This is a genomic window from Pseudoruegeria sp. HB172150, assembly GCF_013184805.1.
Classification (GTDB): domain Bacteria; phylum Pseudomonadota; class Alphaproteobacteria; order Rhodobacterales; family Rhodobacteraceae; genus Psychromarinibacter.
Window position 1 is genome coordinate 1,219,875 of sequence record NZ_JAATNG010000001.1, and the last position, 11,511, is coordinate 1,231,385.

The window sequence follows — 11,511 nt, forward strand, 5'->3', positions numbered from 1 at the left end:
GTTGGGGCGGGCCTGTGCGGCCCGCCCGCAAACGCTTACCAGGTGGTGGAAACTTCCCACTTGGTGATCATCTCGTTCAGCGTGCCGTCGTCCTTCATCGACTGGATGGCGGCGTCGAACTTTTCGCGTAGCTCGGCATCGGATTCACGCAGGCCCATGCCCACGCCGCCGCCGATCATCTCGGTGCGCTCGAGGAGCATCAGATCGGCATCCTCGGCCGCGGCTGCGGCGAGGAAGGACATGTCCGCCAGCACAGCGTCGGCTTCGCCGTCGCGGACGGCGGCGATGGTTTCCTCGGGCGTGGCGAATTCGAGCAGCGACCAGCCCTGTTCGGCGATGAAGGCCGCTTGGATGGTGTTGGTCTGCGCCGCGATCACGCCGCCTTCGATATCGACATCCTCGCTGGTGGCCAGATAGGCGGAGGGATCGGGCGGGGTATAGGCCTGGGTGAAGTCGATCACCTCGTCGCGTTCGTCGGTGATCGACATGCCGGCGATGATGGTGTCGTAGTTGCCGGAAACCAGGTTCGGAATGATCGAATCCCAGTCGTTGCTGACCCATTCGCAGGTCAGTTCGGCGCGGGCGCAGAGTTCATCGCCAAGCTCGCGCTCGAAGCCGTCGATTTCGCCCGAGTCGTTGATGAAGTTCCACGGAGGGTAGGCGCCCTCGGTGCCCATGCGGATCACGTCCTGCGCCATCGCGGCCGAAGCCGAGACAGCCAGGGCGGCTGTGGTGATGAGTAGCTTTTTCATTGGGTTTCTCCCTGTTTGGTATGGGTATCAAGCGGCCCTGGTGGCCGACAGGAACTGTTGCAGGCGCGCGGTCTGCGGGTTGCCGAAGACCTGGGAAGGCCGACCCTCCTCTTCGATCCTGCCCTGGTGCAGGAACAGGACATGGTCGCTGACATCGCTGGCCAGCCGCATGTCGTGGGTTACGAGCAGCATGGTGCGGCCTTCCTCGGCCAGCGCCTTGATGACCTTGACGACTTCCTGCTCGAGTTCGGGGTCGAGCGCGCTGGTCGGCTCGTCGAAGAGCAGCGCGCGTGGTTCCATGCAGAGTGCGCGGGCGATGGCGGCGCGCTGCTGCTGGCCGCCGGATAGCTGGGCGGGCCAGGCATCGCACTTGTCGCCGATGCCGACCTTGTCGAGATATTCGCGGGCCTTCGCCTCTACCTCGGCCTTGTCGCGGCCCATCACCGTGACCGGCGCTTCCATCACGTTCTGCAGGATGGTCATGTGGGACCAGAGATTGAACTGCTGGAACACCATGGACAGGTTGGTGCGTATGCGCAGGACCTGGGCGCGGTCGGCGGGGTGCCGGGAGGCGCCGGTGCCTTTCCAGCGGATCGGCTCTCCCTCGAACCGGATCTCGCCCTGCTGGCTGTCTTCCAGAAGGTTGGCGCAGCGGAGCAGGGTGGATTTCCCGGAGCCGGAGGAACCGATCAGCGAAATCACGTGACCGCGAGGAGCCGACATGCTCACGCCGCGGAGAACCTCCAGCGACCCGAAACTCTTGTGCAGCTCGGTGATCTCGATGACGGGCGGTGTTTCTGTCACTCGGCAGACTTTTCCCAATTACGCAGGCTGAAAGTAGTGCGGAAAAAGCGGGCGAATGCAACGCCGAATCCGGGGGTTCCCGGGGGTAAATGCCTAAAGAACGGGCTCTGTCTGGGTTGGTGCTGAAGGCGTGTGCACAGCCAGGTAGTCTTCTGCGGGGATCCTGACGAATCCCGTAATGCCAAGGCGGGCGGCCAGTGACTCCGGGAGTTGTGCGGTTGCCGTCGCCACAGCCTCGGCGATCAATTCGACAGGCAGATCCGCGCCGCAGATCAGAGGCGGCGCCGGAGTTGGGGTGGAGGAGGTGACGATTCGCAGGTCCGCCGACGTCCCGGGCATGTGCCGTTCGACGAGCCGCCACGTGACTGCATCAATGGCGGCAAGTCCGGCGCGGCCGTCCGCAACCGCCAGCGCGCTGTCGCGATGTGCGCCGGTGTGGTGGAAATCGCGGAAATGCAGGCCAGCAATGTCGGCGACATCGGCGGCGGCTACCCAGCCTGACTGGCTGTCGAAGCCGTTCAGCGCGAGGATCACGCCGTCGAAATCCGCGATGCTGCGTCGCGGGTCGTCGGCGCGGGCGACGATATGGCTGTAATAGTGTCCCGGCGGCGCGCCGGGCAGGCCATAATCGAACGTGCCGACAAGCCGGGCGTTGCCGTGCAGGCGCGACCGGTAGGGAAGGCCGCAGGTCTGGCCGAGGATCAGGTCCGGTGCTTCCCAGATGTCCCAGAGCGACTGACCGCGTGCGAGGCGTTCCGGCGAGGCCAGCCCGACGTTGTCGAGTGCGTTTCGGATCAGCTGCCACAGAGCGTCAATGGCAGGCTCTTCCTCGGTCCAGTCATACATCGGCAGGGCGGCGATCATGCCTGCCTTGCCTCCACCCGCTGCCGCGCGAGTGCGCTGTCGCGGTCGTTGATACCCAGAAGATTCGCGACGAGGCGCAACAGCGCGTCTTCCTCATGGTCGCGCACCCCGTCGGCCAGAACCACCGACCACAGCGCCTCGATCACCGCTTCGCGGTCCTCGTAGGCGACGGCATCCTTGATGGCGCGGGTGAAACGGACGGTATCGGGCGCCTCTGCTTCCAGTGCTTCCGCTTCTGCCCGGAGCTTCGGTGCTTCGAAGGGCGTCAGGTCATACCGTGCCGCGAGGATGCGATCTATGCGCTCTGCCTCTGCTTCGTCGTAGCTGTCGTCCGACTTCGCCACGCGGACGAGGAGCGCCGCCAGGGCAAGGCGGGCATCGGTGTCAGGCAGCTGCTGCGGCTCTGGCTGTGTCAGCCGTTTGAGAAGATCTCCGAACATGGCTGTGAGATATAGGCCGTGTGGCAGACGACGGAAAGACTAGATCGACCCAACCCAAGGGCGAGCGATTCGCTGGGAAGTCGCGGAAGTTTTGTTGTTGCCCAAGCATTTGGCAGGGCCGCCCGTTTCCGACGCGAAAATAATCCGTGCGAAATCGACGGATTGTCCGCTTACCTATGTGTCATCCGTATGGACATTTCTTGGAGAGCGTCCGTATCCGTCCTAGAAAGCGCCTGAATTCCGGCAGTTACGACATCGAGTTCGTGCAATTTGGCCGCAATGTCCTGAATCTCGACGTCAAGGTAGTCCCGGTCGGCGCGGGCAAAACCGGCCAAAGTACGCGATGTGTCGTTGTGGATGGAGTAGGTGAAACCGTAGGTCAGACCGAACAGGCGGGACTGTTCCATCACCCCGCTCGGGTCGTCCAGCGCGAGGTCGCGCCAGCGAATAAACCCTGTGTTTTCAAAGGACCAGCGCACTGCGGGATCCCTGATCACAAGGCCGTTGCGGGAGTAGTTCTCCATCCAGTTTTCAGGGAACGTCTGAAACAGAAACGTCGGCGCGTTGTACTTGATGTGCAACGCGATGGCGAAGCCGAGGGGGCACATATCGTCAATTTCAGACAACAGGCCGGCGATGCTCGCTCTTTTGTCCACGGTTTTTCGGAGAACTCTCTATAAAGTTGCGCGGTCTACCTTGTTCGTTTTAAGGTCCCGCAAGGCGATTCCAACCGTCTGTTAGCACAAAAACCGGATGATTAAAAAAGGCGTGGCATATGGGCATGAACAAAGGGCTAGACCTAGACACCGACTGCTTCGCGGCCTTGTCGCCTGCGGGTCACTTCCTGGCACTGCGGATCGGGTTTGCCTTTCCCATCTTTGAGCAGAACTCCTTGCCGGCGCGATGGATCGAACGCTACTCGGGCCTCGGCCTCGTTTTGGCCGACCCGGTGATGCACTGGCTCTATTCCAATACCGGGGCCACCCGGTGGAGCGCGATGGACATCGACGATCCACGCGGAGTGATGGATCAGGCTGCGGAATTCGGCCTCGCTTTCGGGGTGGCCGTTTGCTGCGCCGATGCCGGGCCGCACGGGCAGCGTTCATTCGGGTCCTTCGCGCGGTCAGACCGCGAATTCACCAGTCACGAGATTGAGACTTTGGAGTTCAATCTGAAGGCGATGCATGATTCGCTGGTGCCCCCCACGAACCTCACCAGAGCCGAGCTGGAGGCCCTTGGGATGGTCAAGAACGGCCTTTTGATGAAGGAAATCGCAGATTTACTTGGCGTAAGCGAGGGAGCCGTCAAACAGCGCCTCAAGAACGCCAAATCGAAGCTTAACGCTAAAACTAGTACCCATGCCGCCACGATGGCCACAAGTTATGGTTTGATCTGACCGGGTTTCCCGTTCCGCTAATATCCGCAGGCCATTGCGTTTTTTGGTGAATGGTCATTAACAACTGTTCATTAAACGGGTTAAATCGCTCTCCATATAGGAGAGTGACCCATGCAAAACATCTCTTTCGACTTGTCGAGCCTCCATCAGCACGGCTCGGCCTACTTCGACTATCTCCGACTCCGGAAGCGATTCTTCGTTGATGTGCTTCACTGGGACATCCCGCACAACGACGAGTACGAGATGGATCAGTACGACAACCCGACTGCCTGGTACTCGCTTTGCCTTCGCGACGGTGAGGTGATCGGGGGCACGCGGGTGATGCCGACGACGTCGCGCTGGGGCAAGCATTCCTACATGCTGCGCGATGCACAGAAAGGCGTGCTGGATTCGATTCCTCCTTCGGCCATGCGATCCGATGTGGTGTCTCCGACCGTCTGGGAAATGACCCGGCTTGTCATCTCGCCGGATCTGAGGACCCAGGAAGACCGCGCGCAATGCCTGCAGGTGATCGGTGACGGGCTGTACCAGATCGCCGAGGCGCAGGGCGTTTCAGAGTATATGGGTATCTCCGCCGTGGGCCTGATCCGGGTGCTGCGGCAGCTGGGCTTTCCTTTGGAGCGTATGGGCGAGCCCTATCACGACCCGGCGGACAAGCGGAACTATACCGTGATGCGGATGCCGGTGCTGGTGCCCGGGCAGCAGCTGCTGGCAGCGGAATAAGACCCTACGCGGCAGTCGAATGCATGGGTATCGACGCTTTGCCGCGTAGGCGAGTGTGAAAGTGTTGGGTGTCGCGGGCTGTTAAGGCTCGCGGGCAGAGGTGGTTACACTCGCTCATTTCAGGAGCAATTTCGAAGGCCGTGGGAAGCGTCCCCGTGAGGGACGGGGGTATGTCCCTGTTTTCGCGCGTTGCAGCGCCAGCGTCTGGTTTTAGAGGCGTGTTGGACCCGAACTGACGGGCCTGAGCGTCATTGACGTATACGCCAATGGCGCCTATTTAAAATCATGGTACTAGTAACAGTGGTAGAGACGCCGGAATTCCAGCGGCGCGCTCGTGTGTTGATGGGTGATGAGGAACGGCACGCGCTGATCGATTTCGTCGCGCAGGACCCCGAGGCCGGTGTGTCTATCGGCGGAGGCGTCCGAAAATTTCGGTTCGCCCGGCAGGGCGGCGGCAAGAGCGGCGGCTATCGGGTGATCCATTTCTTCGGTGGCGATGACATGCCGGTGTTTCTGCTGACGGTCTTCGCCAAAAACGAAAAGGCGAACCTGACCCCATCGGAGACGGAGGCCGTTCGACGCTTGGGGGCCGCACTGGCGGCGAGCTATGGGAGACGAGAATGAGCGAAGCGTTCAAGAGCATCGAAGCCGGGCTGACGGAAGCGATGGCCATTGCCCGCGGTGAGGGGCCGGGTGTGCTGCACGAGATCGAGGTGGGCGAACCGGACGTCAAGGCGATCCGGACGCTGACGGGCCTGAGCCAGGCCCAGTTCGCGCGCAGCATCGGGGTGAAGAAGGCGACCTTACTGAACTGGGAGCACGGGCGGCGGCGGCCGGAGGGGCCCGCGCGGGTACTGCTGGCAATGATCGAGAAAGAGCCGGGGATCGTGCAGCGGGTGCTGGCGGGGTGAGTGCTAGCCGATGGGACGAGGCGATAGGTGGGAGCATCCGTCCCGCTCAATGACCATGACTGTGTCTTCTGGCGTGATTGAAGCGGTACAGGTAATCGTACGCTGGGCCTTTGCTTAATGGAAGGAGTTGATCAGAGTACACAATCTTATCAAGCTAAAGGTTGTTTCGAGTAGAAATCCCTGTGAGAATGCTGCATGGACGAAGACGAGACCCAGATCGAATTTCTCTACGAGTATAGGATATCTAAGTCACAATTCGACCAGTTGAAGGATCATGAAAAAGTTCTGGTCGCAATGTCTTGCTTCGCAATAACGGAGATTAATGTCTTTTCAAGAGTCTACATTTTTGCCTCGCCTCCGGAAATCGGCGCGGAGGTCATAGATAGGTTAAACTTCATTCAGAGATTCATTGTACTACGAACATGGTCCGCCAAGATTTTCGAATTTTTCAGTTTCATAGAGAAAATTGTGCCTAAGTCGGATTGGGGCGCAGAGTTTCGGGAGCTAATCTCCAGCGCTCAGGAAGAATTCTCGCGAATTAGGAGCCAAGATAAATATTCCGTAGTGCGCCTGATACGGCATGAAGTCACAAATCACTACAGTTATGACGCGGCCATGAAGAACATGAAACACGTCGCAGATGGCGCGGAAATAGCGTTCCATTTACATACAATGGATGGAAATTGTTGGTATCCCCTCGGGGAAGAAGTCATGTTCTCAGGGCGACTCAACAGACATACATCGAACAGGGCTACCGTCGAAGAGAGATTGAATATCAGCAGTGAGTGGATGGAATGGAATCTTGAAGCGACCCGAGCGGTTAGAGATTTTCATGGCAATGTTTTAACAGAGCTAATCTTGAAAAAATTCCCAGATAAGAAAGCCCAGAAAAAGATGTACTGGCTGCCTCAAAGCCATGTTGCCGCGATCTCGTCGACTTACGTACCCATAGTCGCCAGAAAAGAAATCAAGGAGTAGACAGGATTACACCAGCCGCGACATCTCCTTCGCCGCCCGGACGAAATCCGCGAACAGCGGATGGGGAGAGAAGGGTTTGGATTTCAGCTCGGGGTGGAACTGGACGCCGATGAACCACGGGTGGTCCTGCCATTCGACGATTTCGGGCAGGCGGCCGTCGGGGGACATGCCGGAAAAGCACATGCCCTGCTTCTCCAGCGCCTCGCGGTACTTGATGTCGACTTCGTAGCGGTGGCGGTGGCGTTCGTCGATGGCGAGGTTGCCGTAGATCTCGGCGACTTTCGAGCCTGCCTTGAGCGACGCGTCGTAGGCACCGAGCCGCATGGTGCCGCCCTTGTCGTCGGATACCTTGCGCTGGACCTTCTGGTTGCCCTGAACCCACTCCTTGAGGTGATAGACCACCGGTTCGAAGCGTTTTTCGCCGGCCTCGTGGTCGAATTCCTCTGATCCGGCGCGCTTTACGCCGGCGAGGTTGCGGGCCGCTTCGATCACCGCCATCTGCATGCCGAGGCAGATGCCGAGATAGGGGACCTTGTGTTCGCGCGCGAACTGGGCCGCGCGGATCTTGCCCTCTGTGCCGCGTTCACCGAAGCCGCCGGGCACGAGAATGGCCTGGTAGCCTTCGAGGTAGGGGGCCGGATCCTCGCGTTCGAAGATCTCGGCGTCGATCCATTCGGATTTGACCTTCACCCGGTTCGCCATACCGCCATGGGTCAGCGCCTCGGCGATGGATTTGTACGCGTCCTCGAGCTGGGTGTACTTGCCGACGATGGCGACGCGGACCTCGCCCTCGGCGTGGTGGAGGCGGTCCTCGACGTCGATCCAGCGGTTGAGGTTCGGTTTCGGTGCGGGAGAGATGTCGAACGCATCGAGCACGGCCTGGTCGAGGCCGACCTTGTGGTAGGCCATCGGCGCTTCGTAGATGGATTTCAGATCATAGGCGGGAATGACGCTGTCGGGGCGGACGTTGCAGAAGAGCGCGATCTTCTGGCGTTCTTTTTCCGGGATCTCGTGTTCGGAGCGGCAGACCAGGATGTCGGGCTGCAGGCCGATGGAGCGGAGTTCCTTGACCGAGTGCTGGGTGGGCTTGGTCTTCAGCTCGCCGGAGGCGGCGAGATAGGGCAGGAGCGTCAGGTGCATCAGGATGCATTCGCCGCGGGGTCGTTCCTGGCTGAACTGGCGGATGGCTTCGAAGAACGGGAGCCCCTCGATATCGCCGACGGTGCCGCCGATCTCGCAGAGCATGAAATCGACCTCGTCCTCGCCAATGGCGATCCAGTCCTTGATCTCGTTGGTGACGTGGGGAATTACCTGAATGGTCTTGCCGAGGTAGTCGCCGCGGCGTTCCTTCTCGAGCACGTTGGAATAGATCCGGCCGGAAGATACGGAATCGGTCGAGCGCGCCGCGACGCCTGTGAAACGTTCGTAATGGCCGAGGTCGAGGTCGGTTTCGGCGCCGTCATCGGTCACGAAAACCTCGCCATGTTCGAAGGGCGACATGGTGCCCGGGTCGACGTTCAGATAGGGGTCCAGCTTGCGCAGGCGAACGGTGAATCCCCGGGCCTGCAGCAGTGCGCCGAGCGCGGCGGAGGTCAGGCCCTTGCCAAGCGAGGAAACCACGCCGCCGGTGATGAAAACAAAGCGCGCCATTGTCTGTGGAACTCCCGTGAAGTCGCCTAGAATCATGCAGGCGCGGCGCATTCAGAAACGCTTACCCACGGGACTTAGATAATAACCGATTCCCGCGGGGCGCGCAATACGACCGCAACATGCAGTGGACTGCGGAGATTGTCCCCGCAACGTTTAGTGGATTGTTCAGTCCGCGCGGGGCGGGGTCAGCGGGGCGTCGCCAGTGGTGGGCGGCAGCAGGTCGCCGGAGGACGGCAGGGCCGGGCCGCTGTCTTCTTCTGCCGGGACGGAGGATTCGATGCCAAGCCGGTCTATAACCGAGGTTTCCGCCGAATTCCGGGCCGCGATCACGGTCAGCAGGATCGATGTGGCGATGAAGGCGATGGCAAAGCCCCAGGTGAGCTTGCCCAGTGCCGTGGCCGCGCCGCGGGCCGACATCACGCCGCCGCCGCCACCCATGCCGAGCCCGCCACCTTCGGAGCGCTGCAGCAGCACCACGCCAATCAGGCATAGCGCGAGTACGAGGTGGACGATGAGGACGACGTTTTCCATGTGGTCGGGCCTTCGGCGTTGCAACGGGGGGTATCTAGATGCTTGGCGGGCAGCCCGCAACCCCTCGATTCCGGCACGCGGGCCTGAAAGGCGCACACTGATCCGATGCAACAGCACGAAGGAACTTTCCCATACGGAAGGCGAATTGCCTTTGCGGATCGCCGCCTGCCTGCAAATGTGGTTCAGGAGGAGTTCAAGGGGAGGTGGCGCTTATGAGCCATCCGCTGTTCGATGCGGCTCTGATAGAGCTGGACATCGCGGTTTTCGATCTCGAGACGACCGGCCTGTTCCCGCATCGCGACCGGATCATTCAGGTTGCGCTGGTCATGGTGGATGAGGGTGAGATCGGCGCAAGCTGGGAGCAACTGGTGAATCCGGGCACGACGCATTTGCCGCTGGACCCGGTGGTCGTCGGGCTGACCGGGATTACCGACGCGCGCCTGCAGGGCCAGCCGGGGATGGACGAGGTTCTGCCGGCTTTCGGCACCCGCGTCGGCACTCGGGTCGTGGCGGGCCACAACGTAAAGGTTTTCGACATCCCGTTTGTGGAAGCCGCCGAGCGCCGTCATGGCGTGGAAGTGCAGACGACCTACTACGTCGATACGCTGAAACTGATGCGCCGCCTGCATCCGGAGCTGCACCGTCACCGGCTGGCCGATTGCGCGAGTCACTACGGTCTGACGTTCAATGAAGGCGACCTTCATGATGCGCTTGTCGATACGGAACTGACGGCGCGCGTGATGCTGAAGCAGTTCGGGGAACTGGCGGAACGCGGCGTCATTACGTTCATGGACATGATCGAGTTTCTGAGCTGAGCCAGGCCGGCGCGCGAGATTTCGGTTTTACTGCGCCGGGCGGGTCAGTATACCGGCGCCGTTTGCAATCGATCCGGGGAACGGAACATGGCCAATGTCGTCGTCGTAGGCGCCCAGTGGGGTGACGAAGGGAAGGGCAAGATCGTCGACTGGCTTTCTGAGCGGGCCGATGTCATCGCGCGCTTTCAGGGCGGACATAATGCCGGCCATACGCTGGTGATCGACGGCGAGACCTTCAAGCTCAACGCGCTGCCCTCGGGCGTGGTGCGTGGCGGCAAGCTATCGGTGATCGGCAATGGTGTCGTTCTGGATCCCTGGCATCTGATCAACGAGATCGAGGCGATCCGTGGGCAGGGGGTGCAGATCACCCCCGAGACCCTGATGATTGCCGAGAACACGCCGCTGATCCTGCCGATCCACGGTGAACTGGACCGGGCGCGTGAAGCCCAGAACTCGGTCGCGAAGATCGGCACCACGGGGCGCGGTATCGGGCCGGCCTATGAGGACAAGGTGGGGCGGCGGTCTGTGCGTGTTGCGGACCTTGCCGATGACGAGACGCTTGAGAAGCGCGTCGACCGGGCGCTGGTGCATCACGATGCGCTGCGCCGCGGTCTGGGGCTGGAGCCCGTGGATCGCGAGGCTCTGCTGGCGGGGCTGAGGGAAATCGCGCCGAAGGTGCTGGAATATGCGGCCCCCGTCTGGAAGGTGCTGAATGAGAACCGAAAGGCCGGGAAGCGCATCCTGTTCGAAGGGGCGCAGGGGGCGCTGCTGGATATCGATTTCGGGACCTATCCGTTCGTGACCTCGTCCAACGTGATCGCGGGGCAGGCGGCGACGGGAACGGGAATCGGGCCGGGCGCCATCGATTTCGTTCTGGGGATCGTGAAAGCCTACACCACGCGGGTGGGCGAAGGACCGTTCCCGACAGAGCTGTTCGACGAGGATGGCCAGCGGCTGGGCGAGCGCGGGCGCGAGTTCGGCACTGTGACCGGGCGCAAGCGCCGCTGCGGCTGGTTCGATGCGGTGCTGGTGCGGCAGACCTGTGCGACCTCTGGCGTGAACGGGATATCGCTGACCAAGCTGGACGTTCTGGACGGGTTCGAGGAGCTGAAGATCTGCACCGGGTACGAGCTGGACGGCGAGGTGCTGGACTACCTGCCGATCGCGGCGGAGAAACAGGCGCGGGTCACGCCGGTTTACGAGACGATGCCGGGGTGGAGCGAATCCACCGCTGGCGCGCGGAGCTGGGCGGATCTGCCGGGCGAGGCGGTGAAATACGTGCGGCGGATCGAGGAGCTGATCCAGTGCCCGGTGGCTTTGTTGTCGACCAGCCCCGAGCGCGAGGACACGATCCTCGTCACCGATCCGTTCGCTGACTGATGGCTTTGAGGTACAAGACGCGCCGGCGATTGTCGCTTTTGATCCTGTTGGTGGGCCTGCCGGTCTATCTGGGTCTTGCCTGGTACCTGACGAGCCTGATCGGGCGGCCGAACGTGCTGCTGGAGATTTTGATCTACGTCGGGCTCGGCGTGCTTTGGGCGCTTCCGTTCAAGGCGGTGTTCAAGGGCGTGGGACAGGCCCCGCCGGACGACGAGCGCTAGCCGGGGCGGAAGAAAAATGGCGGAGTGTCTGCACACTCCGCCAGTC

Annotated in this window: 15 protein-coding genes; 8 read left to right on the plus strand and 7 right to left on the minus strand. The window is 61.3% G+C overall.

The annotated features are described in order from the left end of the window. Positions 1–35: 35 nt before the first annotated feature. The 5 genes from HCO70_RS05905 to HCO70_RS05925 form a co-directional block, all read right to left on the minus strand. Positions 36–752, minus strand: a complete 717-nt coding sequence (locus tag HCO70_RS05905) for a transporter substrate-binding domain-containing protein (RefSeq protein ID WP_172293994.1) — start codon at positions 750–752, stop codon at positions 36–38. 27 nt (positions 753–779) lie between these two features. Beyond that, positions 780–1,556, minus strand: a complete 777-nt coding sequence (locus HCO70_RS05910) for an ATP-binding cassette domain-containing protein (RefSeq protein WP_172293995.1) — start codon at positions 1,554–1,556, stop codon at positions 780–782. A 93-nt stretch (positions 1,557–1,649) separates the two neighbouring features. Continuing rightward, entirely contained in the window at positions 1,650–2,420 is a 771-nt protein-coding gene (locus tag HCO70_RS05915; protein WP_172293996.1) for a phosphate/phosphite/phosphonate ABC transporter substrate-binding protein, read from the minus strand. Then, positions 2,417–2,860 (minus strand): TerB family tellurite resistance protein, encoded by a 444-nt coding sequence (locus tag HCO70_RS05920; protein WP_172293997.1) that lies wholly within the window; start codon positions 2,858–2,860, stop codon positions 2,417–2,419. The genes HCO70_RS05915 and HCO70_RS05920 overlap by 4 nt, the downstream gene beginning before the upstream one ends. 170 nt (positions 2,861–3,030) lie before the next feature. Then, positions 3,031–3,516: an autoinducer binding domain-containing protein gene (locus tag HCO70_RS05925; RefSeq protein WP_172293998.1), complete on the minus strand. Its 486-nt coding sequence runs from the start codon at positions 3,514–3,516 to the stop codon at positions 3,031–3,033. A gap of 119 nt (positions 3,517–3,635) precedes the next feature. On the opposite strand from HCO70_RS05925, the gene HCO70_RS05930 reads away from it, so the two are divergent. The 5 genes from HCO70_RS05930 (at position 3,636) to HCO70_RS05950 (ending at position 6,868) form a co-directional block, all read left to right on the plus strand. Then, complete coding sequence (locus HCO70_RS05930; protein ID WP_371742164.1) at positions 3,636–4,256, plus strand: autoinducer binding domain-containing protein; 621 nt, start codon at positions 3,636–3,638, stop codon at positions 4,254–4,256. Between the two features lie 111 nt (positions 4,257–4,367). Then, positions 4,368–4,979 (plus strand): acyl-homoserine-lactone synthase, encoded by a 612-nt coding sequence (locus tag HCO70_RS05935; protein ID WP_172293999.1) that lies wholly within the window; start codon positions 4,368–4,370, stop codon positions 4,977–4,979. Positions 4,980–5,264: 285 nt separating this feature from the next. Further along, a complete protein-coding gene (locus HCO70_RS05940) occupies positions 5,265–5,603 on the plus strand; it encodes a type II toxin-antitoxin system RelE/ParE family toxin (RefSeq protein WP_216665279.1) in 339 nt (112 codons plus the stop codon). Beyond that, positions 5,600–5,890, plus strand: a complete 291-nt coding sequence (locus tag HCO70_RS05945) for a DNA-binding transcriptional regulator (protein WP_172294000.1) — start codon at positions 5,600–5,602, stop codon at positions 5,888–5,890. The genes HCO70_RS05940 and HCO70_RS05945 overlap by 4 nt, the downstream gene beginning before the upstream one ends. Positions 5,891–6,085: 195 nt before the next feature. Continuing rightward, on the plus strand, positions 6,086–6,868 hold the full coding sequence (locus HCO70_RS05950; protein ID WP_172294001.1) for a hypothetical protein: 783 nt from the start codon (positions 6,086–6,088) through the stop codon (positions 6,866–6,868). A 6-nt stretch (positions 6,869–6,874) separates the two neighbouring features. Here the strand turns inward: HCO70_RS05950 and HCO70_RS05955 are convergent, their stop codons facing one another. Both HCO70_RS05955 and secG read right to left on the minus strand, forming a co-directional pair. After that, entirely contained in the window at positions 6,875–8,518 is a 1,644-nt protein-coding gene (locus HCO70_RS05955; protein ID WP_172294002.1) for a CTP synthase, read from the minus strand. A 165-nt stretch (positions 8,519–8,683) separates the two neighbouring features. Further along, positions 8,684–9,049, minus strand: a complete 366-nt coding sequence (secG, locus tag HCO70_RS05960; RefSeq protein ID WP_172294003.1) for a preprotein translocase subunit SecG — start codon at positions 9,047–9,049, stop codon at positions 8,684–8,686. A gap of 212 nt (positions 9,050–9,261) precedes the next feature. Between secG and HCO70_RS05965 the strand changes: the two genes are divergently transcribed. From HCO70_RS05965 to HCO70_RS05975, 3 genes are all read left to right on the plus strand, one after another. Then, positions 9,262–9,864 (plus strand): PolC-type DNA polymerase III, encoded by a 603-nt coding sequence (locus HCO70_RS05965; RefSeq protein WP_172294004.1) that lies wholly within the window; start codon positions 9,262–9,264, stop codon positions 9,862–9,864. Positions 9,865–9,951: 87 nt separating this feature from the next. Continuing rightward, entirely contained in the window at positions 9,952–11,244 is a 1,293-nt protein-coding gene (locus HCO70_RS05970) for an adenylosuccinate synthase (RefSeq protein WP_172294005.1), read from the plus strand. Positions 11,245–11,273: 29 nt separating this feature from the next. After that, complete coding sequence (locus HCO70_RS05975) at positions 11,274–11,465, plus strand: DUF2842 domain-containing protein (RefSeq protein ID WP_371742165.1); 192 nt, start codon at positions 11,274–11,276, stop codon at positions 11,463–11,465. The last annotated feature ends 46 nt before the right edge of the window (positions 11,466–11,511 follow it).